27 protein-coding genes and 3 pseudogenes are annotated in these 26,731 nt (G+C 71.6%); 19 read left to right on the forward strand and 11 right to left on the reverse strand.

Annotated features, from left to right (window positions below; all coding sequences use genetic code 11):
* The first annotated feature begins 51 nt into the window (after nt 1-51).
* Together ACFVVO_RS01330 and tsaE are read left to right on the forward strand one after the other, a co-directional pair.
* Complete coding sequence (locus ACFVVO_RS01330) at nt 52-1,323, forward strand: alpha/beta fold hydrolase (RefSeq protein WP_390050902.1); 1,272 nt, start codon at nt 52-54, stop codon at nt 1,321-1,323.
* Nucleotides 1,280-1,801, forward strand: a complete 522-nt coding sequence (tsaE, locus tag ACFVVO_RS01335; protein WP_390050903.1) for a tRNA (adenosine(37)-N6)-threonylcarbamoyltransferase complex ATPase subunit type 1 TsaE — start codon at nt 1,280-1,282, stop codon at nt 1,799-1,801. Before ACFVVO_RS01330 ends, tsaE begins: the two co-directional genes overlap by 44 nt.
* Nucleotides 1,802-2,205: 404 nt before the next feature.
* Here the strand turns inward: tsaE and ACFVVO_RS01340 are convergent, their stop codons facing one another.
* Nucleotides 2,206-2,763 carry a hypothetical protein gene (locus ACFVVO_RS01340; protein WP_390050904.1) on the reverse strand — a complete coding sequence of 186 codons (558 nt, stop codon included), beginning with the start codon at nt 2,761-2,763 and terminating at the stop codon, nt 2,206-2,208.
* Between the two features lie 113 nt (nt 2,764-2,876).
* On the opposite strand from ACFVVO_RS01340, the gene tsaB reads away from it, so the two are divergent.
* The 5 genes and pseudogenes from tsaB to ACFVVO_RS01365 form a co-directional block, all read left to right on the forward strand.
* Nucleotides 2,877-3,533: a tRNA (adenosine(37)-N6)-threonylcarbamoyltransferase complex dimerization subunit type 1 TsaB gene (tsaB, locus tag ACFVVO_RS01345; RefSeq protein ID WP_390050905.1), complete on the forward strand. Its 657-nt coding sequence runs from the start codon at nt 2,877-2,879 to the stop codon at nt 3,531-3,533.
* Nucleotides 3,534-3,553: 20 nt separating this feature from the next.
* On the forward strand, nt 3,554-4,081 hold the full coding sequence (rimI, locus tag ACFVVO_RS01350; RefSeq protein WP_390051548.1) for a ribosomal protein S18-alanine N-acetyltransferase: 528 nt from the start codon (nt 3,554-3,556) through the stop codon (nt 4,079-4,081).
* The gene (gene tsaD, locus ACFVVO_RS01355) at nt 4,074-5,165 is read left to right on the forward strand and encodes a tRNA (adenosine(37)-N6)-threonylcarbamoyltransferase complex transferase subunit TsaD (RefSeq protein WP_390050906.1); all 1,092 of its coding nucleotides are present in this window, start codon (nt 4,074-4,076) and stop codon (nt 5,163-5,165) included. The genes rimI and tsaD overlap by 8 nt, the downstream gene beginning before the upstream one ends.
* Nucleotides 5,162-5,419 carry a hypothetical protein gene (locus tag ACFVVO_RS01360; protein ID WP_390050907.1) on the forward strand — a complete coding sequence of 86 codons (258 nt, stop codon included), beginning with the start codon at nt 5,162-5,164 and terminating at the stop codon, nt 5,417-5,419. The genes tsaD and ACFVVO_RS01360 overlap by 4 nt, the downstream gene beginning before the upstream one ends.
* A gap of 106 nt (nt 5,420-5,525) precedes the next feature.
* Nucleotides 5,526-5,645: pseudogene (locus ACFVVO_RS01365) on the forward strand (hypothetical protein); the annotation flags it as partial.
* A gap of 327 nt (nt 5,646-5,972) precedes the next feature.
* Here the strand turns inward: ACFVVO_RS01365 and ACFVVO_RS01370 are convergent.
* On the reverse strand, nt 5,973-8,282 hold the full coding sequence (locus ACFVVO_RS01370; protein ID WP_390050908.1) for a glycoside hydrolase family 3 N-terminal domain-containing protein: 2,310 nt from the start codon (nt 8,280-8,282) through the stop codon (nt 5,973-5,975).
* Between the two features lie 182 nt (nt 8,283-8,464).
* On the opposite strand from ACFVVO_RS01370, the gene ACFVVO_RS01375 reads away from it, so the two are divergent.
* The 5 genes and pseudogenes from ACFVVO_RS01375 (at nt 8,465) to ACFVVO_RS01395 (ending at nt 13,019) form a co-directional block, all read left to right on the forward strand.
* Entirely contained in the window at nt 8,465-9,496 is a 1,032-nt protein-coding gene (locus ACFVVO_RS01375) for a LacI family DNA-binding transcriptional regulator (RefSeq protein WP_390050909.1), read from the forward strand.
* A 103-nt stretch (nt 9,497-9,599) separates the two neighbouring features.
* Nucleotides 9,600-10,958, forward strand: a complete 1,359-nt coding sequence (locus ACFVVO_RS01380; protein ID WP_390050910.1) for an endo-1,4-beta-xylanase — start codon at nt 9,600-9,602, stop codon at nt 10,956-10,958.
* A gap of 138 nt (nt 10,959-11,096) precedes the next feature.
* Nucleotides 11,097-11,228 (forward strand): annotated as a pseudogene (locus ACFVVO_RS01385) (LytR family transcriptional regulator); the annotation flags it as partial.
* 135 nt (nt 11,229-11,363) lie between these two features.
* On the forward strand, nt 11,364-11,720 hold the full coding sequence (locus tag ACFVVO_RS01390) for a YciI family protein (RefSeq protein ID WP_390050911.1): 357 nt from the start codon (nt 11,364-11,366) through the stop codon (nt 11,718-11,720).
* Nucleotides 11,721-11,765: 45 nt separating this feature from the next.
* Complete coding sequence (locus tag ACFVVO_RS01395) at nt 11,766-13,019, forward strand: RNA polymerase sigma factor (RefSeq protein ID WP_390050912.1); 1,254 nt, start codon at nt 11,766-11,768, stop codon at nt 13,017-13,019.
* Nucleotides 13,020-13,036: 17 nt separating this feature from the next.
* Here ACFVVO_RS01395 and ACFVVO_RS01400 read toward each other — a convergent pair whose 3' ends face one another.
* The gene (locus tag ACFVVO_RS01400) at nt 13,037-14,203 is read right to left on the reverse strand and encodes a methyltransferase domain-containing protein (RefSeq protein ID WP_390050913.1); all 1,167 of its coding nucleotides are present in this window, start codon (nt 14,201-14,203) and stop codon (nt 13,037-13,039) included.
* A gap of 90 nt (nt 14,204-14,293) precedes the next feature.
* On the opposite strand from ACFVVO_RS01400, the gene ACFVVO_RS01405 reads away from it, so the two are divergent.
* The 4 genes from ACFVVO_RS01405 to groL all read left to right on the forward strand — a co-directional run bounded on the left by ACFVVO_RS01405 (nt 14,294) and on the right by groL (nt 18,372).
* Nucleotides 14,294-15,241 carry a polysaccharide deacetylase family protein gene (locus ACFVVO_RS01405; RefSeq protein ID WP_390050914.1) on the forward strand — a complete coding sequence of 316 codons (948 nt, stop codon included), beginning with the start codon at nt 14,294-14,296 and terminating at the stop codon, nt 15,239-15,241.
* Nucleotides 15,238-16,086: a polysaccharide deacetylase family protein gene (locus ACFVVO_RS01410; protein WP_390050915.1), complete on the forward strand. Its 849-nt coding sequence runs from the start codon at nt 15,238-15,240 to the stop codon at nt 16,084-16,086. The genes ACFVVO_RS01405 and ACFVVO_RS01410 overlap by 4 nt, the downstream gene beginning before the upstream one ends.
* A 231-nt stretch (nt 16,087-16,317) precedes the next feature.
* On the forward strand, nt 16,318-16,626 hold the full coding sequence (gene groES / locus ACFVVO_RS01415; protein ID WP_390050916.1) for a co-chaperone GroES: 309 nt from the start codon (nt 16,318-16,320) through the stop codon (nt 16,624-16,626).
* A gap of 123 nt (nt 16,627-16,749) precedes the next feature.
* A complete protein-coding gene (gene groL / locus ACFVVO_RS01420; protein ID WP_390050917.1) occupies nt 16,750-18,372 on the forward strand; it encodes a chaperonin GroEL in 1,623 nt (540 codons plus the stop codon).
* Nucleotides 18,373-18,466: 94 nt separating this feature from the next.
* Here groL and ACFVVO_RS01425 read toward each other — a convergent pair whose 3' ends face one another.
* Nucleotides 18,467-18,946 carry a carboxymuconolactone decarboxylase family protein gene (locus ACFVVO_RS01425; protein ID WP_390050918.1) on the reverse strand — a complete coding sequence of 160 codons (480 nt, stop codon included), beginning with the start codon at nt 18,944-18,946 and terminating at the stop codon, nt 18,467-18,469.
* Between the two features lie 190 nt (nt 18,947-19,136).
* On the opposite strand from ACFVVO_RS01425, the gene ACFVVO_RS01430 reads away from it, so the two are divergent.
* Nucleotides 19,137-20,054 (forward strand): RNA polymerase sigma-70 factor, encoded by a 918-nt coding sequence (locus ACFVVO_RS01430; RefSeq protein ID WP_390050919.1) that lies wholly within the window; start codon nt 19,137-19,139, stop codon nt 20,052-20,054.
* Between the two features lie 33 nt (nt 20,055-20,087).
* On the opposite strand, the gene ACFVVO_RS01435 is transcribed toward ACFVVO_RS01430, so the two are convergent.
* From ACFVVO_RS01435 to ACFVVO_RS01465, 7 genes are all read right to left on the reverse strand, one after another.
* Nucleotides 20,088-20,321: a hypothetical protein gene (locus tag ACFVVO_RS01435; RefSeq protein WP_390050920.1), complete on the reverse strand. Its 234-nt coding sequence runs from the start codon at nt 20,319-20,321 to the stop codon at nt 20,088-20,090.
* Between the two features lie 103 nt (nt 20,322-20,424).
* A complete protein-coding gene (locus ACFVVO_RS01440) occupies nt 20,425-20,955 on the reverse strand; it encodes a hypothetical protein (protein WP_390050921.1) in 531 nt (176 codons plus the stop codon).
* Between the two features lie 7 nt (nt 20,956-20,962).
* The gene (locus tag ACFVVO_RS01445) at nt 20,963-21,643 is read right to left on the reverse strand and encodes a DNA/RNA non-specific endonuclease (RefSeq protein WP_390050922.1); all 681 of its coding nucleotides are present in this window, start codon (nt 21,641-21,643) and stop codon (nt 20,963-20,965) included.
* A 565-nt stretch (nt 21,644-22,208) separates the two neighbouring features.
* Complete coding sequence (locus ACFVVO_RS01450; protein WP_390050923.1) at nt 22,209-22,562, reverse strand: hypothetical protein; 354 nt, start codon at nt 22,560-22,562, stop codon at nt 22,209-22,211.
* A 276-nt stretch (nt 22,563-22,838) separates the two neighbouring features.
* Nucleotides 22,839-23,303: a type II toxin-antitoxin system VapC family toxin gene (locus tag ACFVVO_RS01455; RefSeq protein WP_390050924.1), complete on the reverse strand. Its 465-nt coding sequence runs from the start codon at nt 23,301-23,303 to the stop codon at nt 22,839-22,841.
* A complete protein-coding gene (locus ACFVVO_RS01460) occupies nt 23,290-24,111 on the reverse strand; it encodes a hypothetical protein (protein ID WP_390050925.1) in 822 nt (273 codons plus the stop codon). The genes ACFVVO_RS01455 and ACFVVO_RS01460 overlap by 14 nt, the downstream gene beginning before the upstream one ends.
* Before the next feature lie 179 nt (nt 24,112-24,290).
* On the reverse strand, nt 24,291-25,313 hold the full coding sequence (locus tag ACFVVO_RS01465) for a hypothetical protein (RefSeq protein ID WP_390050926.1): 1,023 nt from the start codon (nt 25,311-25,313) through the stop codon (nt 24,291-24,293).
* 255 nt (nt 25,314-25,568) lie between these two features.
* Between ACFVVO_RS01465 and ACFVVO_RS01470 the strand changes: the two are divergent.
* A pseudogene (locus ACFVVO_RS01470) lies at nt 25,569-26,408 on the forward strand (Scr1 family TA system antitoxin-like transcriptional regulator).
* Nucleotides 26,405-26,605 carry a DUF397 domain-containing protein gene (locus tag ACFVVO_RS01475; protein ID WP_390050927.1) on the forward strand — a complete coding sequence of 67 codons (201 nt, stop codon included), beginning with the start codon at nt 26,405-26,407 and terminating at the stop codon, nt 26,603-26,605. Before ACFVVO_RS01470 ends, ACFVVO_RS01475 begins: the two are co-directional and overlap by 4 nt.
* Nucleotides 26,606-26,731: the final 126 nt, after the last annotated feature.

Consider the following 26,731-nt stretch of genomic DNA (forward strand, 5'->3'; position numbering starts at 1 on the left):
CCACCCGTTTCACCCACCCAGCGAACTGCAGTACGGCGAAGAGGAGCGGAAGTGAGCGAGAGCAGCGCGGAGGCACTGGTGGACGCCGTCGCCTCGGCGGCCGTCGCCGCCTCCGCCGCGGGGGCGGCCGGTAACTGGCGCAGGACGACCGGCATCGCCGGTGCCGCGATAGGCGTCCTGGCCGCGGGCGCGGCCGCCGGGGTGGCCGTCGAGCGGATGACCGTGGGCCGCGGGATGCGCCGCCGGGCCCGGCTCGTGCTCGACTCGGCCGGCCCCTACGGCACCCTGCGCGGCACCCCCGGCAAGGCGTACGCCGACGACGACACCGAGCTGTACTACGAGGTCGACGACGTGGACCCCGACCCGGGTCCGAACGTCTCCCCCCGCCGCCGCAGGCTCTTCGGCCGCAAGGCCCCCGCCCCCGTCACCGTCGTCTTCTGCCACGGCTACTGCCTCAACCAGGACTCCTGGCACTTCCAGCGGGCGGCCCTGCGCGGGGTCGTGCGCACCGTGCACTGGGACCAGCGCAGCCACGGCCGGTCCGGACGCGGGGTGGCCCAGACCCAGGACGGCGTGACCCTCACCATCGACCAGCTCGGCCGCGATCTGAAGGCCGTCCTCGACGCGGCCGTACCCGACGGGCCGATCGTGCTGGTCGGGCACTCCATGGGCGGGATGACCATCATGGCGCTGGCCGCCCACTTCCCGGAGCTGATCCGCGACCGGGTCGTCGCCACCGCCCTCATCGGCACCTCCTCCGGGCGGCTCGGCGAGGTCAACTTCGGGCTGCCGGTGGCCGGCGTCAACGCGGTGCGCCGGATACTGCCGGGAGTGCTGAGGGCGCTCGGGCAGCAGGCGGAACTGGTGGAGAAGGGGCGCCGGGCCACCGCCGACCTGTTCGCCGGGGTCATCAAGCGCTACTCGTTCGCGTCCCGGGACGTCGATCCCGCCGTCGAACGGTTCGCCGAACGGATGATCGAGTCGACGCCGATCGACGTGGTCGCCGAGTTCTATCCGGCCTTCACCGAGCACGACAAGACCGAGGCGCTGCTCTGCTTCCGGGACTTTCCGGTGCTGGTGCTGGCCGGTGTGCAGGACCTGGTCACGCCCAGCGAGCACAGCGAGGCCATCGCCGACCTCCTCCCGGACGCCGAACTGGTGCTCGTGCCGGACGCCGGGCACCTGGTGATGCTGGAGCACCCCGAAGTGGTCACCGACCGTCTGGCCGACCTGCTCACCCGCGCGGGCGCCGTGCCGGCAGGGGCTACGGTAAGTGGCTATGGAACAGCCAGCAGCACCAGCAGTACCGCACGACCCCGCTGAGACCCGGCTGACCATCACCTCTCCCGAGCAGATGCGGGAGCTGGGCCGCCGCCTGGCCAAGCTGCTGCGCTCGGGTGACCTGGTGATGCTCAGCGGCGAGCTGGGTGCGGGCAAGACGACGCTGACCCGCGGGCTCGGCGAAGGGCTCGCCGTGCGCGGCGCGGTCACCTCGCCGACCTTCGTGATCGCCCGGGTGCACCCCTCCCTCGGCGACGGGCCGCCGCTCGTCCACGTGGACGCCTACCGGCTCTCCGGCGGCCTCGACGAGATGGAGGACCTCGACCTCGACGTCTCCCTGCCCGACTCGGTGATCGTCGTGGAGTGGGGCGAGGGCAAGGTCGAGGAGCTGACCGAGGACCGGCTCCAGGTCGTCATCCACCGGGCCGTCGGCGACACGACCGACGAGGTCCGGCAGGTGACGGTCACCGGGCTCGGGGAGCGGTGGGAGAGCGCGGATCTGGGCACGCTCGCGGCCTGAGCGCGGCCACTTTCCGACAAGGCGTCGGTAACATATTGCGCAGGATGTCCCGGGCGTGGTCACATGGTGTCCTGCTCACGGTTAGGCATACCTAACCGTGCCCGCCCCCGCACTTCAGGAGGCGTCCATGTCCGCTTCTCGGCCCACGGAGCCGCCGGTCGAGCCGCCCGTGTTCGGCGGGGTGTCGATGCGTGAGCTGCTGGCGTCGTGCGAGGCCGCTCTCGCGGTCTCCCGGCCACCGTGCGAGCCTGCGCCCTCCAGGCCGGAACACCCGGTGAGGCCGGAACGGCGCCGGGCCGCCTAGCCGCCGACCGGACCGCGTCGGCCGCGGGCCGCCTCTCCCGGTGCCGCCCGTCCGCCCGGCCTCGATACCGGTACCGCCCGCGGCTGTCGCGGCGCCGCCGTCAGCGGATCACCACCACCGGTACGCCGATCGTGGCGAATTTCCACATCGCGTCGCCGTCCTCACGCCGCTCCCGGATACCGCCCGTCTTCACCCCGTCCCCGGTGACGGAGGCCTCGCCCCGCACCGCCGCGCTGAAGCCGATCACCACTTCGTCCACGCTGGTGAACCGCACGACGTGCTCGATGGGCAGACCGTCGGTCCCGGTGACCGCGTTCGAGCGGGACGTGACCCAGTATCTGCCGGCCGGCGGGTCCACGGTGCCGGGGCTCACCCCGAAGCTGCGCTGCACCCGGTTGTGGTCGTCGACCAGCCAGACCCGGTCGTCGTCCACCGAGTACACGACCCGTTCACCCGTTCCGGAACCGCTCGGCAGGGCGCCCGGATGCAGCCGGTCGCGCGGTGCCTTCCCGGCCGCCCCGGCGGACGCCGCGTTCGGCCCGGGTCTGCCGCTCAGGCTCGGCGGAACGGTCGCCTGTGCCTGGTAGGCGAGGAATCCGACGACACCGATGGCCACCGCGGTGAGGCCGGCCACGATCCCCGAGCTGGTCCCTGCCACGCGCGTCCACCTCTGTTTCGTACCATATGTCGCACTTCTTACGAACCGTAGCAGTCGGTGACCGCCGCACCGGGACGGCGATGCGAGCGGCGCGGGCGCCGTAGGCTGTTCGCGTGCTCTTGCTCGCTCTGGATACCGCCACCCCCGCCGTCACCGTCGCGCTGCACGACGGGACGGACGTCATCGCGTCGTCGAGCCAGGTGGACGCCCGCCGGCACGGAGAGCTGCTGCTGCCGGCCGTCGACCGGGTGCTCGCCGAGGCCGGGCTCAAGCTGGAGGCCGTCACCGGGATCGTCGTCGGTGTCGGGCCCGGCCCCTACACCGGTCTGCGGGTCGGCCTGATGACTGCCGACACCTTCGGCCTCGCGCTCGGCGTCCCTGTGCACGGTGTGTGCACCCTGGACGGCCTCGCCTACGCCGCCGACATCGAGAAGGGCCCCTTCGTCGTGGCGACCGACGCCCGGCGCAAGGAGGTCTACTGGGCGACGTACGCCGACTCCCGCACCCGCCTGACCGGCCCGGCCGTCGACCGCCCCGCCGACATCGCCGAGCGGGTCGCCGGACTGCCCGCGGTCGGCGCCGGCGCGCTGCTCTACCCGGACACGTTCCCGAGCGCCCACGAACCGGAGCACGTGTCCGCCGCCGCCCTCGCCGCGCTGGCCGCCGGGAAGCTGGCCGCGGGCGAGGAACTGCCGGCGCCACGCCCGCTGTACCTGCGCCGCCCCGACGCGCAGGTCCCCAAGAACTACAAGGTGGTCACCCCGAAGTGACGGAGCCTCGACTGCGTGAGATGCGCTGGTGGGACATCGACCCGGTGCTGACGCTGGAGCGGGAGCTGTTCCCCGATGACGCCTGGTCGAGGGGCATGTTCTGGTCCGAGCTGGCCCACTCCCGGGGCGCCGAGGCCAACCGGCGGTACCTCGTGGCCGAGGGGGAGGGCCGGATCGTCGGATACGCGGGCCTCGCCGCCTCCGGCACCGCATCCGAACCCGACAGCGGCGCCGCCGCGGTCGGCGACGTCCAGACCATCGCCGTCGCCCGCTCCCACCAGGGCACCGGCCTCGGCGGACGGCTGCTGACCGAGCTGCTGAAGGCGGCCACCGCCTTCGAGTGCGCCGAGGTCATGCTCGAGTGCCGGGTCGACAACGTCGCCGCCCAGAAGCTCTACGAGCGCTTCGGCTTCGTGCCCATCGGCTTCAGACGCGGCTACTACCAGCCGGGGAACGTCGACGCCCTGGTGATGCGCCTGACCACAGCATCCGACAGCGGCCCCGCCGCGGACTCCCCCCCAGTACAAGGAACCGAGATCAATGGCTGACGAACCTCTCGTCCTCGGCATCGAGACCTCCTGCGACGAGACCGGCGTCGGCATCGTCCGAGGCACCACCCTGCTGGCGGACGCCATCGCCTCCAGCGTCGACGAGCACGCCCGCTTCGGCGGCGTCGTGCCCGAGGTGGCCTCCCGGGCGCACCTGGAGGCGATGGTCCCGACCATCGACCGCGCGCTGAAGGAGGCGGGCGTCACCGCGAAGGATCTCGACGGCATCGCGGTCACCGCGGGCCCGGGACTCGCCGGCGCCCTGCTCGTCGGAGTCTCGGCGGCCAAGGCCTACGCCTACGCCCTCGGCAAGCCCCTGTACGGCGTCAACCACCTGGCCTCGCACATCTGTGTGGACCAGCTGGAACACGGCCCGCTGCCCGAGCCCACCATGGCCCTGCTGGTGTCCGGCGGCCACTCCTCCCTGCTGCTGTCCGAGGACATCACCTCCGACGTCCGCCCCATGGGCGCCACCATCGACGACGCGGCCGGCGAGGCCTTCGACAAGATCGCTCGGGTGCTGAACCTGGGCTTCCCCGGCGGCCCGGTCATCGACCGCTACGCCCGTGAGGGCGACCCGCGGGCGATCGCCTTCCCGCGTGGTCTGACCGGCCCGCGCGACCCCGCGTACGACTTCTCCTTCTCCGGTCTGAAGACCGCCGTGGCCCGCTGGATCGAGGCCAGGCGCGCGGCCGGCGAGGAGGTCCCGGTCCGTGATGTGGCCGCGTCCTTCCAGGAGGCCGTGGTCGACGTGCTGACCCGCAAGGCCGTCCGCGCCTGCAAGGATCAGGGGGTCGACCACCTGATGATCGGCGGCGGTGTCGCGGCCAACTCCCGGCTGCGCGTCCTCGCCCAGGAGCGCTGCGAGGCGGCCGGGATCCGGCTGCGCGTCCCGCGTCCCAAGCTGTGCACGGACAACGGCGCGATGGTCGCGGCCCTCGGCGCCGAGATGGTCTCCCGCAACCGGGCCGCCTCCGACTGGGACCTGTCCGCCGACTCCTCGCTGCCGGTGACCGACCCGCACGTGCCGGGGCAGAACCACGACCATGTGCACGAGGTGAGCAAGGAGAACCTCCACTCGTGACGGTCGCCCTGATGTGGGAGGCCCGGGCCGCCGCGGGCCGGGGCGCGGAGCTGCTGGCCTGGGTGCGTGCGCAGGACCTGGCCCGGGAGCCGCTGCGCCGGGAGACCTTCCGGGCCCCGCAGGACCGGGTACTGGTCATCACCTGGTGGGACGCGCCGTACGACGCCGACCTTCCGGAACTGCCCGAACCGACGGGTGGGTTGGTGACGCGGGCGGTCCACCGGTGGCGGTTCGAGCCGGTGGCGGAGCGATAGGCCGTCCGCCGAGATGCACCCGCGTGGGCCGCACGTCAGCATGGAATGAGAGGACGGCTCGGGGCGCCGCGGGGGAAAGGCTTCACCACAGGGGGGTGGAGACACGGTGGTCGTCGAGTACGCCGGCGACGGGACGCAGACCGGCGATCTGGTCCTGCACGCCGGCACCCTGCCCGCCACCGGGCGTCACGTCACGGTGCACGCCTGCGACATCTACGAGATCAAGGACGGCAAGATCCAGGAAGGCCGCGTCTATCTGGACACCGGCGGCATCATGGCCCAGCTGGGCATGACCGAACGCACGGGCGCCATCGCGCCCGCGGGGTGCCACGAACGCCGGGCCCCGCGGCGCCCGAGCGCCAGGGGATGCGCGCACCCCTGTCGGTGGGCTATGATCATCACACGCGAACGGCCGGAACCCCGGTCCGGACGCAGTGCGTTGGTGGTCCAAGGAAAGACGTCCCACTTCCTGTGGGGAGATGCAGGTGCAAGGCCTGCCCGGCGCTCCATTCGACACCCCGCCACCGGATTTCCGGTGGCGGGGTGTTCGCGTTCACCCCGCCTCGGCCACGTCCACCTCGCAGCGCAGCATCCGCTCGGGCCCGACCACCCGCACCGGACCGGTCAGCCGCAGCCGCGCGGTGTGCCGTACCTCCGCGCTGGACGGTCCGAGCCGCAGTTCCAGCGCGCCCGGCTCCACCACGCGGGCGCCCGTGCGGTCGGTGAAGGACGACAGGTCGGCGTGGAAGCGGAAGGTCAGCCGGCGGGACTCGCCGGGGGACAGCTCCAGCCGCCGGTAGCCGGTCAGCCGGACGTCCGGGCGGGTCACGGACGCCACCGGGTCGTGCAGATAGAGCTGGACGACCTCGGCGCCCGCGCGGTCACCGGTGTTGCGGACGGTCAGCGAGAGGTCGTACGAGCCGTCCGTGCCGATCTCCGTGACATCGTTGCCGGTGAAGTCCTCCCAGGCGAACGTCGTGTACGAGCGGCCGTGGCCGAAGGGGTACAGCGGGGTCGGGTCCAGGTTGCTGACCTCGCCGGCCAGGCCCAGCGGGGGCTGGAGATAGGTCCAGGGCTGGCCGCCGGGCGCGCGCGGGACGCTCACCGGGAGACGCCCCGAGGGGTTCACCCGGCCGGACAGGACGCCCGCGAGAGCCGGTCCGCCCTCCTCGCCCGGGAAGAAGGCCTGGACGGCCGCGCCCAGCCGGCCGTGCCAGCGGCCCAGCGCGTACGGGCGGCCGGTGAGCAGGACCAGGACGACGGGGACGCCGGTGGCGACCAGCGCGTCCAGCAACTCGCCCTGGGCCCCCGGCAGTCGCAGGTCCGCCACGTCGCAGCCCTCGCCGGAGGTGCCCCGGCCGAACAGGCCCGCGCGGTCGCCGAGTACCGCCACGCACACGTCCGCCTCGGCTGCCCGGGCCACCGCCTCCGCGAAGCCCGCGGTGTCCGGGTCCAAGACTCCGCAGCCCTCGGCGAACGTCACCTTGGCGTCCGGGAGTTCGGTGCGCAGGGCGTCCAGGACCGTCGGGATCGAGACGCCGAGCGGGACCTCGGGGTGGTGGGGGAGGACATGGGAGGGGAAGGAGTAGCAGCCGAGCATCGCCAGGGCGTCCGCCGCACGGGGGCCCACCACCGCGATCCGGGTGTCGGGGGCCAGCGGGAGCAGCCCGTCGGGGTTGTCGAGCAGGACCACCGACTCCTCCGCCAGTCGGCCGGCCAGGGCCCGGTTGCGGGCCGAGTCCAGGTCGACGGGGACGTCCGGCTCCGGCCGCCAGTCCTCGTCCAGCAGGCCCAGCTCGCACTTCTGCAGCAGGACCCGGCGGGCGGCGCGGTCCACCAGCGACTCCGGCACACGGCCCGCCCGTACGGCGGTGACGAGCGGGGTGCCGTAGCACTTCAGGGTCGGCAGTTCGACGTCGATGCCCGCCGCGAGGGCCAGGTGCGCCGCGCCGGCCTCGTCCTCCGCGACCCGGTGCTGGCTCCGCAGGAAGCCGATGCCGAAGTAGTCCGCGACCACCGTGCCGGTGAACCCCCACTCGCCGCGCAGGAGTTCGTCGAGCAGCCGGGGGTCCGCGGAGACCGGTACGCCGTCGGTCTCGGTGTAGGAGGCCATCACCGAGCGCGCCCCGCCCTCGCGCAGCGCCATCTCGAACGGCGGCAGGATCACGTCCGCGAACTCCCGTACGCCCGCCCGTACGGGGGCGAGGTTGCGGGCGCCCACCGAGGAGGCGTACCCGGCGAAGTGCTTGAGCGTGGCGATGACCCCGGTCGACTCCAGACCGCGCACATAGGCCGTGCCGACCGTACCGACCAGGTAGGGGTCCTCGCCGATCGTCTCCTCCACCCGGCCCCAGCGCGGGTCGCGGACCACGTCCAGCACGGGGGCGAGGCCCTGGTGGACGCCGACCGAGCGCAGGTCGCGGCCGATGTGCCGGCCCAGCTCGGCGACGAGTGCCGGGTCGAAGGCCGCGCCCCAGGCCAGCGGTACCGGGTACGCGGTCGCGCCCCAGGCCGTGAAGCCCGCCAGGCACTCCTCGTGGGCGACCGCCGGGATGCCGAAGCGGCTCGCCCCGGCGATGCGGCGCTGGGCACGGGCCAGCGCCTGCGTGCCCAGCGCCGGGTCAACGGGGGCGGTGCCGAAGGAGCGGGTCAGCTGGCCGAGGCCGCGGGTGATCAGCTCGTCCCAGTCGTGGTCGGCGGTCATCTCGCGCTGCAGCGGGGCGACCCCGTCGCCGTCCGTGGCGGCGCCCACCCACACTCCGTAGAGCTGGGCGGTCTTCTCCTCGAGGGTCATGCGGGAGAGCAGGTCGTCGACGCGCGCGGTGGCGGGCAGGGCGGGGTCGCGCCAAGGAGCGGTGGTCATGGAACTCCCGTCGGAAGGTTCGGGACGCCGGGCGGTACCCCGTTCGTCGGCACACTCTCGGGCTCTCGGGCGGTCGGACTCTCGACGCTCCCGAATGTTTCGGGCAATGCATCGAATGTTCCGGAAACCTATGGCGCGAGAACACCTTCGTCAAGAGGTCCCGCAGGGATACGATCGCGGGCATGAAGCCTTCGAAGCCCGCAGAAACGCAGACGGCGACCCTCGCCGAAATCGCCCGGGAGGCCGGGGTCTCCGCTCCGACTGTTTCGAAGGTCCTCAACGGCCGCGCCGACGTGGCCCCGGCGACCCGCACCCGTGTCGAGGGGCTGCTGCGCGCCTACGGCTACCGGCGCCGGCGCGCCGAGGCGTCCCGTTCCCCGCTGATCGACCTGGTCTTCCACGAGCTGGAGAGCGCCTGGGCGATGGAGGTCATCCGGGGCGTGGAGAACGTGGCCCGGGACGCGGGTCTGAGCGTGGTGCTGTCCGAGTCGGCCGGGCGGCTCACCCCGGGCCGCACCTGGGCCGACCAGGTCGCCGCCCGCCGCCCGCACGGCGTGGTCCTGGTGCTGTCCGGCCTCGACGAGTCCCAGCGCGCGCTGCTGACCAGCCGCTCCATCCCGTTCGTGGTGATGGACCCGGCGGGCGACCCGGGCCCGGACGTGCCCTCGATCGGCGCCACCAACTGGCAGGGCGGCCTCGCCGCCACCCGTCACCTGGTGGAGCTCGGCCACACCCGGATCGGTGCCATCAGCGGCCCCTCCCGGATGATGTGCAGCCGGGCCCGCGTCGACGGCTACCGGGCCGCGCTGGAGACGGCGGGGCTGCCGGTCGACCCCTCGCTCGTCGTGACCGGCGACTTCCACCACGACGCCGGCTACCGGCTGGGCCTGGAGCTGCTGCGCCGCCCGGACCGGCCCACCGCCGTCTTCGCGGGCAACGACCTGCAGGCGCTCGGCCTGTTCGAGGCCGCGCGCGAGCTGGGGCTGCGCATCCCGGAGGACCTCAGTGTGGTCGGCTTCGACGATCTGCCGGTGGCCCGCTGGGTGGGGCCGCCGCTGACGACCGTGCGCCAGCCGCTGACCGAGATGGCCGAGGCCGCGGCCCGGCTGGTGCTGGAGCTGGGCCGCGCGGAGGACGAGCGGGCGGCGACCCGGGTGGAGCTGGCGACCAGCCTGGTGGTGCGCAGCAGTACGGCGGCCCCGGCCGCCGGGTGACGTGAGTGGCCGGAAGTTGACGTATTGACGGGTGGGGCGTGCGCCCCCACACTCCTCCGAAGTCAATCGGTTGCACGACCGAAACTTTCGGAGGCCCCCCGCCATGAGAACCTCCAGAACTCCCTTACGCGCCTGTCTGACCGCCCTGGTGGCTGCCGCGGCCCTGCTCGCCGCCGGTACCGGCACCGCCCGTGCCGCCGACCCGCCGCTGCGCGACCTCGCCGCGGCGAAGGGCAAGGTCATCGGCACCGCGGTCACCGGCTCCAAGCTCACCGGCGCCTACGCGGACATCACCGGGACGCAGTTCGGCTCGCTCACCCCGGGCAACGCCATGAAGTGGGGCTCGGTCGAGCCCACCCAGGGCGGCTTCAACTGGACCGAGGCCGACCAGATCGTGGCCTTCGCCCAGGCCCACAACCAGCAGGTGCGCGGCCACACCCTGGTCTGGCACAGCCAGAACCCGAGCTGGCTGACCAACGGCAACTGGACCCCGGCCCAGCTCGGCACCCTGCTGCAGAACCACATCAACACCGAGGTGGGCCGCTACAAGGGCAAGGTGTCCGTCTGGGACGTGGTCAACGAGCCCTTCGACGAGGACGGCGGCTACCGTTCGACGATCTGGTACGACGGCCTCGGCTCCGGCTACATCGCCAACGCCCTGACCTGGGCGCACGCGGCCGACCCGGACGCCAAGCTGTACATCAACGACTACAACGTCGAGGGCGTGAACGCGAAGTCCACCGCCCTGTACAACCTGGTCAGGTCCCTCAAGCAGCAGGGCGTGCCGATCGACGGCGTAGGCCTCCAGGCCCATCTGATCCTCGGCCAGGTGCCGGCCACACTCCAGCAGAACATCCAGCGCTTCGCCGACCTCGGCGTGGACGTGGCCGTCACCGAGCTGGACGTCCGGATGTCCCTGCCCGCCGACAGCGTGAAACTGGCCCAGCAGGCGGCCGACTTCAAGTCCGTGGTGGCCGCCTGCGCGGCCGTGAACCGGTGCGTCAACGTCACGGTGTGGGGCTTCACCGACTCCGACTCATGGGTGCCGAGCACCTTCCCCGGCTACGGGGCGGCGACGCCGTACGACGAGAACTACCAGCAGAAACCGGCGTACCACGGCATCGCCGAGGCGCTGGGCGGGGGTGGCACGAGCGAACCGCCGCCCACCGGTGCCTGCTCGGCCGCCTACAGCGTGACCAGCCAGTGGAACACCGGCTTCACCGGCCAGGTGAGGATCTCCTGCTCCGGTGCCTCGCTGTCCTCCTGGAAGGTGAACTGGGCGTACGGCGCCGGCCAGCGGATCACCCAGGCCTGGAACGCCACCTGCGCCCAGTCGGGCACGGCGGTGTCGTGCGCGAACGCCTCGTACAACGGCTCGGTGCCGGACGGCGGTTCGGTGACCTTCGGGTTCAACGCCTCGTGGAGTGGCAGCAATCCGGTGCCCACGGTGAGCCTCGGATGAGAGTTCCCCGAGAAAACCGGCTCTCACGGCTTTCGCTTACAGTCCGCCAGTAATCCGGATTCACGTTCCTTCCGTGACCGGAGAGGACGAGAACGGCGACGAAGGCGGACGGAGGGCCCGGCGGCCCGGCGTACTCGCCGGAGCCTGGAGGGGCTCACCGCGGACCGGGCGCGAACGGTGATGATGCCGGTCGTCACGGCGCCCTCCGACCCCGACCGGGTGGTGGCGAAGGAGCCGGCGGCGAGCGAGCTGCGGGCGTCGCTGCGCTGAGCGGCGGGCCCGGTCCGGACGGCGGGGAAAAAAATCTCCGGGAAGTTTCCGCGTGACTGTCGATCCGGCCGTCTCCCGTTCGACGCATGGGTGAGCGGCGGGGAACGGCCCCGTCGCCCGAACCGAGGAGTCACCATGCCCCGCTACCTGTCGCTCGTGCGCATCGACGAGGCCTCCGCCCCCGCCGAGGGCCCCAGCGAGGAACTGATGCAGCGGATGGGCGAGCTGATCGAGGAGATCACCAAGGCCGGCGTCATGCTCGACACCGCCGGGCTCACCCCCTCCGCCCAGGGCGCCCGGGTGCGCTGGGAGGGCGGCAGTATCTCCGTCACCGACGGACCCTTCACCGAGTCCAAGGAGGTCGTGGGCGGCTACGCGCTCATGCAGTGCAAGGACATGGCCGAGGCGCTGGAGTGGACCAAGCGGTTCCTGAAGACCCACGAGGAGTTCTGGACCGTCACCTGCGAGGTCCGGGAGATCGCCGAGGGCTGAGCCCTTCTTGGCTCCGGGCGGCCCGGGGGTGTTGCATGGTGGGCTGTGGAAGCACAGCCCACCGCGGCACACGCCATCGAGACCGTCTTCCGGCTGGAGTCCCCGCGCGTCGTCGCCGGTGTCGCCCGGATCGTGCGGGACATCGGCATCGCCGAGGAACTGGCGCAGGACGCGCTGGTCGCCGCCCTGGAGCGGTGGCCCCGGGACGGCGTGCCCGACAACCCCGGCGCCTGGCTCATGGCCACCGCCCGGCACCGCGCCGTCGACCTGGTCCGGCGCCGCGAGACCTACGCCCGCAAGCTCGCGGAGATCGGCCGGAACCTCCCGGACGCGGCCCCGCCACCGGAACCCGCCCACCCGGACGACATCGACGACGACCTGCTGCGGCTCGTCTTCACCACCTGCCATCCGGTGCTGTCCCGCGAGGCCCGCATCGCCCTCACCCTCCGCCTGCTGGGCGGCCTCACCACGGCGGAGATCGCCCGCGCCCATCTGGTCCCGGAGCCGACGATCGCCCAGCGCATCGTCCGCGCCAAACGCGCCCTCGCGACGCGGAACGTCGCCTTCGAGGTGCCGTACGGGCCCGACCGCGAGGCCCGCCTCGGCTCGGTCCTGGACGTCATCTACCTGATCTTCAACGAGGGTTACGCGGCCACCGCCGGCGACGACCTGCTGCGCCCCGGGCTGTGCGAGGACGCCCTGCGGCTGGCCCGGCTGCTGTCCGGGCTGATGCCGAAGGAACCGGAGGTGCACGGCCTGACCGCGCTGCTGGAGTTCCAGGCCTCGCGCACCGCCGCCCGCACCGCCCCCGACGGCACCGCGGTGCTGCTGAAGGACCAGAACCGGCGCCGCTGGAACCGCATGCTCATCGCCCGCGGCATCCGGGCCCTCGCCCGCGCCGACGCCACCGCCACCGGCGCACCCGGCCCCTACGCCCTCCAGGCGGCCATCGCCGCCTGCCACGCGCACGCGTACTCCTACGCGGAGACCGACTGGCGGACCATCGCCACCCTCTACGCCCTGCTCGCCGCCCGTGCCCCGTCGCCGGTCGTCGAACTGAACCGCGCGGTCGCCGTGTCGATGGCCGAGGGTCCGGCCGAAGCGCTCGAACTCGTCGACGCCCTGGCCGCCGAACCCGCCCTGCGCGACTACCACTTGCTCCCCAGCGTCCGTGCCGACCTGCTGTCCCGCCTCGGCCGCACGGCGGAGGCCCGCACGGAGTTCGAACGCGCGGCCTCCCTCACCCGCAACGAACGCGAACGCGCCCTGCTGCTGCGCCGGGCCGCCGAGGCCGGCTGAGGGCCCGGACGGTGCGCTCAGCGCGCCGGGTGGCCGACCAGCATCGTCGGGGCCCCCGCCACCCGGGTGAGGAAGACCGTGGCGGAGCGGGGGCCGTGGGGCTTGACCTTTCGGCGCAGTTCCTCGGGTTCGACCGCCGAGCCCCGCTTCTTCACGGTCAGGGTGCCGACCTCGCGCTCGCGCAGCAGGGCCTTCAGCTTCTTGACATTGAAGGGGAGTTGGTCGGTGATCTCGTAGGCGGTGGCGTGCGGCGTCGGGTGCAGGGCGTCGGCGGTGATGTACGCGATGGTCGGGTCGACGAGGCCGCCGCCGACCTCCTCGGCCACCTCGGCGACCAGGTGGGCGCGGATCACGGCGCCGTCGGGCTCGTACAAGTACCGTCCCACCGGGCGCACCTCGGGGTCGGGCAGGCCCCGGCCGGGCAGCGTGCGCGGGCCCGGCAGCAGGGTGGCCCGTACGGTGCCCGGCGCCCCGGTGCCGAACCACAGCACCGCCTCCTTCACGTCCCCGCCGTCCGAGATCCACTCGGCCTCCGCCTCGGCCGGGATCGCCTCGTGCGGGATGCCGGGCGCGATCTTCAGGGCGGCCCGGGGTGCCTTCAGGGCCGCTCCGACGGCCCACGACAGCGGGGGCGAGTAGGCCTCGGGGTCGAAGATGCGGCCCCGGCCGCCGCGCCGGGCGGGGTCCACGAACACGGCGTCGTAGCCGTCCGTGTCCACCTCGGTCACATCGGCCTCCCGCACCTCGATCAGCCCGGTCAGTCCCAGGGCCTCGGCGTTGGCCCGGGCCACGGCAGCCGTCAGCGGATCGTGGTCCACCGCCAGCACCCGGATCCCGGCCCGCGCCAGCGCGATCGCGTCGCCGCCGATCCCGCAGCACAGATCGGCGACCGAGGTCACCCCCAGCCCCTTCATCCGCTCCGCGCGGTAAGCGGCCACGCTCGCGCGGGTCGACTGCTCGACCCCGTTCGGGGTGAAGAACATCCGTGCCGCGTCCTCGGCCCCGAACTTCGCCGCCGCACGCTGCCGCAGCCGTGCCTGCCCGAGCGCCGCCGACACCAGCTCGGCGGGGTGTTCTCGGCGCAGCCGGGTGGCGACGGCCAGCTCGTTCGCGGGGTCGGTGTCGCGCACCTCGTCGAGCAGGGCGCGGCCTTCGGGGGTGAGGAGGAGGGCGAGGTCGTTCACCGGGTCATTGTGGGCCAGTCGGTGGATGGTGCGCCTCCGGCGGCGGTGTCGGGCCGGGTTCGGCGCCGGGGCCTGCGAGGATCCGACGCCATGCGAGAAGTAGTACAAAATGACAAAAAGCGGGCACATGGCAGGCGTTCGAGTCCTCCGGGGGTCGCCCTCCGCTGCGGGGTGGCCGCACTCGTCTCGGCCGCCTTCGTCTCCGGCTGCGGCTCCCCGGCCCCGGGCTCCGGCGCCCCCTCCGGTCCCGGCCACAACTCCGGCCGGGGCGGCCCCGCCCAGGCGCTGAGCCCCGAGGCCCGCCGCGCCGCCGAACAGGCCCGGCTGGCCGCCGCCGCCCAGCGCTGGAAGCTGGCCCGGGTGCCGCTCACGCCCCCGGCGCCGCCGGCCGTCAAACCGAAGATCACCCCGCGCGACGGCTTCGAGGTGGACGGCCAGGAGGAGGAGAACCTGCCCCCGGTCTTCACCACCGTCCCCACCGGCCAGAAGGTCGTCTTCCTCACCATCGACGACGGCGCCGAGAAGGATCCGGCGTTCCTGCGCATGATGAGCGACCTGAAGATCCCCTACTCGGCCTTCCTCAGCAACTACCTCGTGAAGGACGACTACGGCTACTTCCGCCGGATGCAGTCCGAGGGCCACACCCTCAACAACCACACCCTCACCCACCCGTATCTGCCCGGCCTCTCCTACGAGCAGCAGCGGGACGAGATCTGCGGCATGCAGGACGTCATGAAGAAGCAGTTCGGCAAGGCGCCCACCGTCTTCCGGCCGCCCTACGGCAACTACAACGGCGACACCCTGCGCGCCGCCAAGTCCTGCGGGATCGAGTACGCCCCGATCTGGGACGAGGAGGTCTTCGTCGACCACTGGGAGTACCGCGACTGGGACCGCAGCCTGCACCCCGGCGACATCGTGCTCACCCACTTCCGCGGCCGCGACGACTGGGACGGCACGATGGTCGACGACATGCGCAGGTTCCTCGACAAGGTCACGCGCGAGGGATACGCCGTGGCGCGCCTGGAGGACTACCTGTGAGGCGCCGGGGGCAACCGGCGGGCGGGCCGGTACGCGCGCGGACCGCTGCGGCGGCCGTGCTCGCCGCGGCCCTCCTGCTCGCCGGCTGCGCCCAGTCCGTCGACCCCATCGAGCGCCTGGGCAAGCGGGCGGCCCAGGGAGCCCGGCCGCCGACCCCGGCCGCCGGCGCGGTGTACCGCCGCTGGGGCCTGACCGCCCCGCTCGCCGCTCCGCCGAGCCACCCGGCCCGGCCTCTCGGCACCCGCCGGCCGGACGCCTCGCCGCCCCCGGTCGTGGACCACGTCGACACCACCGACCGGGTGGTCTTCCTCACCTACGACGACGGCGCCGAGCGGGACCCGCGGTTCGCCGACATGGTCCGTGAACTCCGGCTGCCGGTCAGCCTCTTCCTCACCGGCGGCGTCGTGGGCCCCGGCTACGGCCACTTCGCCCGGCTGCGCGCGGTCGGCGCCGCGATCGAGAACCACACCCTCGACCACCTGGCGCTGCCCGGACTGCCGTACGCCGGCCAGCGCGCCGAGATCTGCGGCCAGCGGGACGAACTCGGCTTCCGCTTCGGTGTCCGCCCCCGCCTCCTCCGGCCGCCCCGCGGCGCCTACGACGCCACCACCCTGCGCGCCGCCGCCGACTGCGGCGTCTCGGCCGTCGTTCTGTGGCGCGCCGCCCTCGGCTCCGACGGCATCGTCCACCGGAGGGGCGCACGGCACCTGACCCCGGGCGACATCGTCCTCGTGGGCCCCGGCGAGGACGCCGGCCCCACTCTGACGGAACGCACCACCCGTCTGCTGCGCCACGCCCAGAGCCAGGGCCTGACGGTGGCCCGCCTCGAGGACTACCTGGCCTGACCGCGCCCACCCGTGGGGCTCTCCACCGACCCCGGACGGCCGACGCGCCGCACCGCCATTGGCACTCCGCTTGACCGAGTGCTAATCGCGGTCATAGTCTCGGCTCTGGCACTCGGCAGATGAGAGTGCCAACTACGCGACGGGCAGGTCCGGCACCCGCGACGACGGATCCACCTGGTCGCCACCTCAGACAGTTAACCCCGTGAGATCTCCGAAGGGGGAGGTCGGATCGTGACGACCACCAGCTCCAAGGTTGCCATCAAGCCGCTCGAGGACCGCATCGTGGTCCAGCCGCTCGACGCCGAGCAGACCACCGCCTCTGGCCTGGTCATCCCGGACACCGCGAAGGAGAAGCCCCAGGAGGGCGTCGTCCTCGCCGTGGGCCCGGGCCGCTTCGAGAACGGCGAGCGCCTGCCGCTCGACGTCAAGGTCGGCGACGTCGTCCTGTACAGCAAGTACGGCGGCACCGAGGTGAAGTACAACGGCGAGGAGTACCTCGTCCTCTCGGCTCGCGACGTCCTCGCGATCATCGAGAAGTAAGACACCTCGAGCAGTTTTGATGCTTGACGCTGCGCCCCTGGCCCCCGCGACCACATAAGAAGCCGGGCGCCCGGGGCGCAGTGCCTTTTTCACCCACAGATTCCCGAGAGGGCTCCCGCTGTCATGGCGAAGATCCTGAAGTTCGACGAGGACGCCCGTCGCGCCCTCGAGCGCGGCGTCAACAAGCTGGCCGACACGGTGAAGGTGACGATCGGCCCCAAGGGCCGCAACGTCGTCATCGACAAGAAGTTCGGCGCTCCCACCATCACCAACGACGGTGTCACGATCGCCCGTGAGGTCGAGATCGATGACCCGTACGAGAACCTCGGCGCCCAGCTGGTGAAGGAGGTGGCGACCAAGACCAACGACATCGCTGGTGACGGCACCACCACCGCCACCGTGCTGGCCCAGGCGCTGGTGCGCGAGGGTCTGCGCAACGTCGCCGCCGGTGCCTCCCCGGCGCTGCTCAAGAAGGGCATCGACGCCGCGGTCAAGGCCGTCTGCGACGACCTGCTCGCCTCGGCCCGCCCGATCGACGAGAAGTCCGACATCGCCGCCGTCGCCGCGCTGTCCGCCCAGGACCAGCAGGTCGGCGAGCTGATCGCCGAGGCCATGGACAAGGTCGGCAAGGACGGTGTCATCACCGTCGAGGAGTCCAACACCTTCGGTCTGGAGCTGGACTTCACCGAGGGCATGGCCTTCGACAAGGGCTACCTGTCGCCGTACTTCGTCACCGACCAGGAGCGTATGGAGGCCGTCCTCGACGACCCGTACATCCTGATCAACCAGGGCAAGATCAGCTCCATCCAGGACCTGCTGCCGCTGCTGGAGAAGGTCATCCAGTCGGGTGCCTCCAAGCCGCTGCTGATCATCGCCGAGGACGTCGACGGCGAGGCCCTGTCGACCCTGGTCGTCAACAAGATCCGCGGCACCTTCAACGCCGTCGCGGTGAAGGCCCCGGGCTTCGGCGACCGCCGCAAGGCCATGCTCCAGGACCTCGCGACCCTCACCGGCGGCACCGTCATCTCCGAGGAGGTCGGCCTCAAGATCGACCAGGTCGGTCTTGACGTGCTCGGCTCCGCCCGCCGCGTGACCGTCACCAAGGACGACACCACGGTCGTCGACGGCGGCGGCAACTCCGCGGACGTCGCGGGCCGCGTCGCGCAGATCAAGGCCGAGATCGAGAACACCGACTCCGACTGGGACCGCGAGAAGCTCCAGGAGCGCCTCGCGAAGCTGGCCGGCGGCGTGTGCGTGATCAAGGTCGGCGCCGCCACCGAGGTGGAGCTGAAGGAGAAGAAGCACCGTCTGGAGGACGCCATCTCCGCGACCCGCGCCGCGGTCGAGGAGGGCATCGTCTCCGGTGGTGGCTCCGCGCTGGTCCACGCCGTCAAGGTCCTCGAGGGCAACCTCGACAAGACCGGCGACGAGGCCACCGGTGTCGCGGTCGTCCGCCGCGCCGCCGTCGAGCCGCTGCGCTGGATCGCGGAGAACGCCGGCCTCGAGGGTTACGTCATCACCTCCAAGGTCGCCGAGCTCGACAAGGGCCAGGGCTTCAACGCCGCCACCGGCGAGTACGGCGACCTGGTCAAGGCCGGCGTCATCGACCCGGTCAAGGTCACCCGCTCCGCCCTGGAGAACGCCGCCTCCATCGCCTCCCTCCTGCTCACGACCGAGACCCTGGTCGTCGAGAAGAAGGAAGACGAGGAGCCGGCCGCGGGCCACGGCCACGGCCACGCCCACTGAGGCACCTCAGCGACGAGGCCCGGCACCCTTCGGGGTGCCGGGCCTCCCGCGTTTTCCGCCCCTCGTCCTCCGTCCCCCCGGAACCGGCCGCCGGTCAGCTCGACAAGCTGTCGAACATCCCCGGCTCGTACGAACCCCCTGGGTGGTGCACGATCACGTTCATCCGGGTGGCCGCGTTGATCAGGGAGACCACGCAGACCAGCGCACCGACCTGGTCGTCGTCGAAGTGCTTGCGCACCTCGGCCCAGGTCTCGTCGGTCACGCCCCGATCGCCGAGCCGGGTGCCCTCCTCGGCGAGCGCCAGGGCGGCCCGCTCGGCCTCGGTGAACACGGTGGAGTGGCGCCAGGCGGCGACCAGGTTGAGCCGGAGCGCGGACTCACCGGCGGCCGCGGCCTCCTTGGTGTGGATGTCGACGCAGAAGCCGCAGCCGTTGAGCTGACCGACCCTCAGCTCCACCAGCTCCCGCAGGGCCTTCGGCAGCGTCGACTCGTCCAGGGCCAGCGAGGTGCTGTAGAACCGCTTGGCGACCTTCGCGGCGGTCGGGCTGTCGAACAGGTTGAAACGGGGTTCCATGACCTTGTCCTCACTCGTGCGGTACCGCCGCGTGAATCGTTCGCGGCGTCCTGACGACCACGAGACGCCGCCCGCCCGCACCGTGTGACAGCCCTGATGTGTGACGCGGCCCACCCGCCGCCGTGTCACACTTCGGCCCGGTACGGCGTCTTGTGCGTGACACGGACGAGAGCCAACAGGGGAGCCGGCCATGACCGAGCACAGCGCGCACACGGACGACACCACCGAGCCGTCCGCCGACCCGGACCCCGCCACGGAGACCTTCGTCGCCCACCGCAACCTGCTGTTCACCGTCGCCTACGAGATGCTCGGCTCGGCCGCCGACGCCGAGGACGTCCTCCAGGAGACCTGGCTGCGCTGGGCCGGCGTCGACCTCGGCGCGGTGCGGGACCGGCGTGCCTACCTGGTCCGCATCACCACCCGCCAGGCGCTGAGCCGCCTGCGCACGCTGCGCCGCCGCAAGGAGTCCTACGTCGGCCCCTGGCTCCCCGAGCCACTGCTGACCGCGCCCGACGTGGCCGAGGACGTCGAGCTGGCCGACAACGTGTCCATGGCGATGCTGCTGGTACTGGAGACTCTGGCACCGACCGAGCGCGCGGTGTTCGTCCTGCGCGAGGTGTTCGGCCTGGGGTACGACGAGATCGCGGAGGCCGTCGACAAGAACCCGGCCGCGGTCCGCCAGATCGCCCACCGGGCACGCGCCCACGTGGCGGCCCGCCGTCCCCGCGAGGCCGTCTCCCCGGCCCAGACCCGCGACGCGCTCGCGGCGTTCCAGCGGGCCGTCGAAACGGGGGACCCGCGGGGCCTGCTCGACCTGATCGCACCGGACGTCGTCCTGCTGACCGACGGCGGCGGAGTCGTAGGGGCCGCCCTGCGGCCGGTGGTGGGCGCCGCCTCGGTGCTTGAGGTTCTGAGCAGGATCGACCCCGCGGTCTCCCTGCGACCGGCCCAGATCAACGGCCACCCGGCCCTGCTCATCCACCGCGGCCACGAACTCGACACCGTCATAGCCCTCCGCCTCGACGCCGGCCTCATCACGGGCCTCTACGCGGTCCGCAACCCGGAGAAGCTGTCCCGGATGGGCCGGGAGACGGTGATGAGCCGGTGAGCCCTGGGCTCTGGAAGCGCCGGGCTTGTACCTTCAGCCCGTCCGCTGCACAAGGAACCGGACCGGTTCCGCAAGTGCCATCCGCGCCCCCTCCTCATCCGCCAGACGCGCGGCGAGAGTGGCTTCCGCGAGCCGCCGGGGCGGCGCCTCCGCGAACTTCAGGCCGTGCACGGCACGCAGGTCCACCTCGGGCAGTGTCAGCCGTCCCGCGCAGTCCGTCACCGCTGTCCACCAGGACTGCGCGGTGACGCCGTCACGCAGCCGCACGAAGCGGTCGTCGACAAGGCGGTGTCTTGGAACGACGGACGAAAGGCATGCGGCGAGCGTGGTTCTGGCGGCGATCACATGCCCTTGTTCCGCTTCCGGTGACTCAGATGTGCGGGTGGCGTTCGTAGGAGGGCGCTTCGTCCGGGAAGTCCTCCGGAAAGACGTCGCTCACAAGATCCCGCCGCAGGATGCGCAGGAGGTAGCTTTCCACAGGACCTTCGAAGAGGTCGTACTCGCTTCCCCGGCCGATGACAGACAGCACAGCCCACTTGCGGTGGTCCTCGTCGGGGATCAGGAAGCACATGTCCGCGTTGTCCGTGCCGCCCCAGCACACCAGGTCGGACGTCTCCGTTCCGCGTTCGGCCAGCAGCTTCTGGATATGGGGCCGGGTCGTGGCCATGGTCTTCCTGGCCTGCTGGGTCCGAGTCAGGAGATCGGCGTTCAGGTTGTCGGCGCCCGCACGGTAGACGCGAAGAAAGTCGTCGAACTTCGCACCTCCGAAGACGTCCAGGAAGCGCATGAAGGCAGAAGGGAAGGTGACGCCCAGCGCCGCCTCGGTCCGCTCCCAGTCGTTGGGCACCAGGCCCGCTTCGCCCGTGGCCGGGAAGGCCGCCAGAAGTTCCAGGTCAGTCATGTTCTGCCTACTTGTTGATGATCGTCTGGTCGATGTCGAGGCCGCCGCCCTTGGCGACGATCCGGACGCCTGCGGGGATGTCGTCGGCGGGATTTCTGTAGAGGGGCGTCGCCGAGTACTTCACGTCGTGGCCGGCGTCGACAACCTTGTAGATCCGCTCCTCCAGCTTCTCCATGACCTCATTGTTCGCGGTTCTGTACATGATCACGATGTTCTCCGGCGCCGCTCCGTCGCCGCCCAGGGCCCGAGCGAGCAGGTGCCCGCGCGTGTGATCGGCGGTATCCCCCAGCCAGCCAGGTGGCTTCACGCGCCTGCTCGCCTTGCTGCCCGTGTTCAGCATCGACTTGGTGATCGTCGTGTCGACGCCTTGGGCACGCCCGAGGCCGTCGAGCGGCCTGCAGTAGGGCGGCGGTTGACGCGCCGCGCCGTAGCCGCCTCCTTGACCCGTACGGAGTGCCATTCCCAGGTCGTCCGCCGACGCCGTTGCGCCGCCCGGCAGGGCGAACTCGGGGGAGAAGCCGGGCAGCCGGACTCCGCCCAGGAGTTCGCTCCAGCCGCCTGCCCTGCTCGCGGCTCTGACGGCAGCGCCCCCGCCGCCGAAGCCACCGCCCAGGAGCGCGCCGTAGGCGGCGGCGTCGCGGGCCTCGTCGAGGCTGAGCCCCTTCTGCTCACCCAGGGCGATGGACATGGGCTGGGCGACGGCGAGGTCGACGGTGACGGACTCGATGCCCGCGATCGCGGCGGTGGCCAGGGTGGTGCCCGCGATGGTGGCGACCTCGGCCGTGACCGTGACACCCAGCCCGGCGGCGGTTCGGCGACGGTCGCGGCGGCCGCGACGGCCGCTCCTTCGGAGAGGCCCGCGGTGAAGACGGCCAGGAGGGTGCCCGCCACGAGGGTGGCGCCGACGATCTCCAGTTCGTGTTCGAGCCTCTTCTTCGCGGCGTGTACGGCGTCGGCGTAGGCGTCCAGGGCCTTGGCCATGTCGCGGGCGCCGTCGGACAGGTCCTTCAGCCAGCCGTGTTTGTCGTGGTAGTAGCGGCGCCAGAAGGGGTCGTCGAAGGCGGAGATGGCCTCGCCCTTGTTGTGCTCGATCAGGGAGCGGGCGGCCCTGTTGGCGGCGGCGGTGACGTCCTCGATGTCGTCGGCGAAGTCCCGCCACGCCTTCGCGGCGTCCCGCAGCCCGTCGACGTCGGCCGCGGGCCACCACATGCCCGTCAGGTCCTGGACGACCTTGCGGGCCTTGTCGGCGACGCTCAGCTGCCGTGGCCCCCGGTGTCGTGAGGGACGTCGATCCGGCTGAACATCGAACGGATCAGCTGCTCGTTCTCGATGTGGCCGTCGGCCATGTCGGCCATCGCCGTGTGGATGCTGGCCAGTCCGGTGGCCAGAGTCTGGGCGGACTGCTCGATCCGCTTGACCAGAGGCCCGTAAGTCTCGTGGAACTTGGTGCCCTGCTCGTCGTCGCCCCAGGGCGCGCCGACCGCCGACAGGCCGGTCTTCAGCTTGGTCAGAGCCTGTGCGAGCGCAACGCTCTCGTGGCTGAAATACGGTGCTGTCCGCTTGATGTCGGCGATCTTGATGTCGAGTATCTCGCCCTTGTCGCCCATGACTTGGTGCTCGCCCCCTCCGTCGGCCGCCCGGACCGTTCGACTCTAACCCGGAGGAGTCGTGCGCAAGTTCGATCACTGCAAAGGGGGAGCAAAGGCTGTTGGCGGGGTCTGGGCGTGGCCGGTGATGTGGCCCGGATCCGGCGGGACAACGCGCACCACGCCTCGGGCAGGACGTTCCTCCCACTGGTCCGAGGCGTGCGACGCGAGAGCCCCCGGTTCGTCCCTCCGGTCGGGGCGGGCCGGGCTTGGGGTTGCCGGGCCTGCCACGGCCGATCAGTCGGCGTCCGAGGCCGCGAAGAGCCCTTCGCCTCCGAACTCGAACGGCACGCGCAACAGCACGCCCCGGTACACGTCGTCCGGCTTGAAGTCGCGGAAGTTGCGCGTCATGAGGACGTCGACCTTGGCGAAACACGCACAGGCGAGGTGAACGGCGTCGGCTCCCTTGATCTTCGGGCGCTCGGCGGTGATGTCGTTCGCGAGGGGGCCGACGCGCCGGGTCACTTCGACGAGGGTGATGTAGGGCTCCTGGAGCAGTGCCCGGATGCGGAGTCGATGGGTGCTGTCGCTGGTGCCACGGGCCTCAGCGAGGGTGAGTGTCGAGGTGTACAACCGCACGCGCCCTGCCTTGCCGGCCCTCAGCATGCTCTCCGCCTCGCGCGGGCAACCCGTCCCCTGCGCCCAGTCGACGAAGCAGTTGGTGTCCAGGTACACCGACCCCGGGTGGTCAGTTCTCCCCACGCAGGGCCTCCAGATATTCCACTGCGTCCTGGCCGCCGGTCATGTCGGGCCAGAACCCCGCCCGCAGTTCGTCGTCCGACAGCTGTGGTTCCGTCGGCAGCAGTTCGATCTCCGTCGCCCGCATCTGGACGCTCTGTCCCTGTGCGTTCTCCGTGATCTCGCCTGTCACCTCCACACGGTCGCGGCGCCACGCCCGGCGGAGGGTGGGATCGAGGTCGTCGGCGAAGTGAACGGGGATGATCTCGCCGCCCACCTCGGTGCGCAGCAGGGCGTGAGGGCGCTGCTGCTTGCCTTCCCCCAGTCCGCTGAGGCGGCCACGGCGGGACCCGAACGTGCGGAAGCGGGCCTTCGTGGCACTGTCCAGATGCAGCGCCGCTCGCTGCGTGACCTCCGCCGAGCGAAGCGCCACCCCGTCCCCCCGGACCTCCACGAACATGCCGACGTCCGGAGACGCTCCGAGGGACCGGGCGATGCGCCGCCCGAGATGCGCTGCCCGGAACGTCCAACCGGTGGGAATGCGCGCGCTGGCCTCGGCCTCGTGGAGTCCTCCCACCGCGCTGCGCACCACACGCTCCACGACGTCGTAGGTGGAATGCTCGGCGATCCGCAGGGGCTCCAGGACACAGGCGACACTCCCGAGTCGCAGTTCGTTGAAGGCCCAGCGGGTTCCTTCACCGCTCGGTCGAGCGGTCTCTGTGACCTCCAGCTCGTGCAGCAGGGACAGCATGGTCTGCATGGTGCGAAGGGAATCCTGGGCGTCCATGCCCGCGTCCGGACCGCGCAGCTTCAGGGCCAGTTCGATCCTCATGCCGTACCCCCTTCCGTCGCCGGCGCCGTAGGCCGCCACGGTATGCGAAGCCTGCCACCATGCTGGTGCACATCCCCCGAAACTGTCACCCGGAATCGAGGCTGTCGAGCAGCTCGGACATGCAGCCGTTTGCCGTTCCCAGGTGCCGGGGACGAGGGGCTGGCGCGAAGCTGGCGCGATCACCTGGGCACGGTGGTGGTGCGGGCGGTGCATGCCGGACACAGGGGCTCCTCTCCGGTCGGCCGGAAGAGGGTCGCCTGTACGTGGTCGCCCTCGCATTCGCGGAGGGTGGCGAGCCGGGTGGAGAGGCCGGGGTGCTCCTGCGGGGCGTGCGGAGGCGTGTTTCGCGGTGGCGGCGAGGTGAGGGCGGGCGGTACCGGCGGGACCTCGCTGAGCAGGTAGCGCAGGAGGCCGCCGGGGCGGTGGACGCGGGTGTCGCCGTCGGGGAGGTTGCGCAGGATGTGGGCGCGGATCGCGGCGGGCGGGTGCCCGGCGGCGAGCCAGCGGGCGGTGAGGTCCGTCAGCTCGGCGTGCATCGCGCGGGGGATGGTGCGCAGGGCCGGGTCGAGGTCGCGGTAGGAAGCGGCGAGGGTGCGGGCCTCTTCGAGGTGGGGGGTTGGGGGATCGGGCCGGTGGTTCTCGTGGTCTACCTCGGCTTGCGGGGCTTCCGGGGTTGGCGAGGCGTGCGGGGCTTCGGCGGCTTGGGCGGGTGCGGGGGCATCGGGTGCGTCCTCGGGGGGTTTGGGGGGTCGGTTGCGGGTGTTCCCATAGGTGTCGCCGTAGGGAAGACCGTCGGTGAGCCGACCGGTCCGCTCACCGACCGCCGGATTCCGGGGACTCGGTGCGACCTGCGGCGATGACGGCGACACGGGCGTCCGGGCGAGGAGCTTGGCGGCTTCGGCGGGGCTTAACGGCACGTTGGAGACGAGCTGTTGGGTGACCCAGTGGCCGCCGGGGCCCTGGACGCGTCGCTCGTGCACGAACCCTTCGTCCTTGAGCTGGCGCTTGGCGCGGGTGAAGGCACAGGCGCCGATGTTGGCTCGTTCGGCGGTTCGGGAGAGGGATTCCCGGGTGCCTTGGGGGAGGGAGAGCTGCCAGGTCAGGAGGCGGACCGCGTCCGAGGAGAGGCGGGGGTGCCGGATGATGTCGTGCGAGAACTGGGTGTAGGCGCGCGGGGGCGCGATACAGTGCCGGTAAATCACGGTGGAGTCTGCTTCCACTAGTGGTTCAGGCCCTCGCGAACGGCTGCAACCGTTGCGGGGGCCGAGTCATGTGCGGTGCGCTGTTGGGGTGACCGTACCGCACGGAGAGTGTGCGGATGGACGCGTCGAGTGAAGAAAGCTTTCGCTGGTCAGCGTTCACTCACACGAGTCAACCTGCCCGAGTTTGCGATCGGTTGACGCACGCGACTCCTACTCTGCGATCACGGACAGTGAGCGGTGGGTCAGGAGGGTTGCATGGAGTCGGGGGCCGACTCGGGCGCGGGTGTTGAGGGAGAGGCGGGCGGGGAGTTCCTGCGCTGCTTCGGGCGTCAGATCAAGTTGCTGCGGGAGCAGGGCGGGCTCACCCAGGCGCAGTTGGGGGAGCGGGTCGGGTACGGCGAGGCGCAGATCGCGGCGGTGGAGCAGGGGCGACGGATTCCCAAGCCGGACCTGATCGACGCGGTGGATCGGGCGCTGGGTGCGCGCGGTGTGCTGGTGGCGATGAAGGAGGAGGTTGCCAAGGCTCGGTATCCGTCGTTCTTCCGGCCCTTTGTGCGCTACGAGGCCGAGGCCGCCGAACTGCACGCGTATGACGTCCACTTGGTGAACGGCCTTCTCCAGTGCGACGAGTACATGCGCGCTGTCTTCGAGATGTGGCGGCCTTTGCTGGACGCGGACACCGTGGAGTAGCGCATCTCGGCACGGCGCGATCGACAGAAGCTGCTCTCACGTGTGCCCAAGCCGCTCCTCAGCTTCGTTATCGAAGAGCACGTGCTCCTACGGCCGCTGGGCGGCGAGGAGGTGCACCGCGCCCAACTGGAGCACCTACTGCTGCTCGGGCATGAACGGAACGTCGAAGTTCAGGTCATGCCTACAGACCGGGATGAGCACGCCGGAGTTGCCGGGCCGTTCACGTTGATCCTCACGCGTTCAGGGCGCAGGATTGCGTACACAGAGGTGCAGAGTCACAGCGCCTTGTACACACAGCCGGCGAAGGTCCAGGGGTTCGAGTCCACGTACGGAGTCATCAGGGCACAAGCGAAGACCCCCAAGGGGTCGCTGGCTTGGATCGAGAAGCTCATAGGAGAGCTGTGAAGGTCAAAACCGATCAGGCAGCCGAGCTTGTCTGGCAGAGGAGCAGCTACAGCGCGGGAGACGGCGGCCAGTGCGTCGAGGTCGCCGACGCCGGTACGGCCGTGCTGGTCCGTGACTCCAAGCGGCCGGGGGAGGCGTCCCTCTCCGTCGGCGCCGATGAGTGGGCCGCGTTCGTGCGGATGGCCGCGCGCGGTTGAGGTGGACGAGGGGCGGTCGGAAGCCGAACGTCGGCTTCCGACCGCGCCCCGGTGGTCGCATTCCCCGAGGCGCCCCCCCCCCGTGGGCGGGATGGGCCCACCACCACGGCGGCACCCGGGGGGACC

It is taken from the genome of Streptomyces sp. NPDC058145 (assembly GCF_042884245.1).
GTDB lineage: Bacteria > Actinomycetota > Actinomycetes > Streptomycetales > Streptomycetaceae > Streptomyces.

Excerpts from the sequence above, each read along its gene's own strand:
- tsaE (WP_390050903.1), top strand. The coding sequence starts at position 1,280 with ATGGAACAGCCAGCAGCACCAGCAGTACCGCACGACCCCGCTGAGACC.
- rimI (WP_390051548.1), top strand. The coding sequence starts at position 3,554 with ATGCGCTGGTGGGACATCGACCCGGTGCTGACGCTGGAGCGGGAGCTG.
- tsaD (WP_390050906.1), top strand. The coding sequence starts at position 4,074 with ATGGCTGACGAACCTCTCGTCCTCGGCATCGAGACCTCCTGCGACGAG.
- ACFVVO_RS01370 (WP_390050908.1), bottom strand. The coding sequence starts at position 8,282 with ATGACCACCGCTCCTTGGCGCGACCCCGCCCTGCCCGCCACCGCGCGC.
- ACFVVO_RS01375 (WP_390050909.1), top strand. The coding sequence starts at position 8,465 with ATGAAGCCTTCGAAGCCCGCAGAAACGCAGACGGCGACCCTCGCCGAA.
- ACFVVO_RS01380 (WP_390050910.1), top strand. The coding sequence starts at position 9,600 with ATGAGAACCTCCAGAACTCCCTTACGCGCCTGTCTGACCGCCCTGGTG.
- ACFVVO_RS01390 (WP_390050911.1), top strand. The coding sequence starts at position 11,364 with ATGCCCCGCTACCTGTCGCTCGTGCGCATCGACGAGGCCTCCGCCCCC.
- ACFVVO_RS01405 (WP_390050914.1), top strand. The coding sequence starts at position 14,294 with ATGCGAGAAGTAGTACAAAATGACAAAAAGCGGGCACATGGCAGGCGT.
- groL (WP_390050917.1), top strand. The coding sequence starts at position 16,750 with ATGGCGAAGATCCTGAAGTTCGACGAGGACGCCCGTCGCGCCCTCGAG.
- ACFVVO_RS01425 (WP_390050918.1), bottom strand. The coding sequence starts at position 18,946 with ATGGAACCCCGTTTCAACCTGTTCGACAGCCCGACCGCCGCGAAGGTC.
- ACFVVO_RS01430 (WP_390050919.1), top strand. The coding sequence starts at position 19,137 with ATGACCGAGCACAGCGCGCACACGGACGACACCACCGAGCCGTCCGCC.
- ACFVVO_RS01440 (WP_390050921.1), bottom strand. The coding sequence starts at position 20,955 with ATGACTGACCTGGAACTTCTGGCGGCCTTCCCGGCCACGGGCGAAGCG.
- ACFVVO_RS01445 (WP_390050922.1), bottom strand. The coding sequence starts at position 21,643 with ATGTCCATCGCCCTGGGTGAGCAGAAGGGGCTCAGCCTCGACGAGGCC.
- ACFVVO_RS01450 (WP_390050923.1), bottom strand. The coding sequence starts at position 22,562 with ATGGGCGACAAGGGCGAGATACTCGACATCAAGATCGCCGACATCAAG.
- ACFVVO_RS01460 (WP_390050925.1), bottom strand. The coding sequence starts at position 24,111 with ATGAGGATCGAACTGGCCCTGAAGCTGCGCGGTCCGGACGCGGGCATG.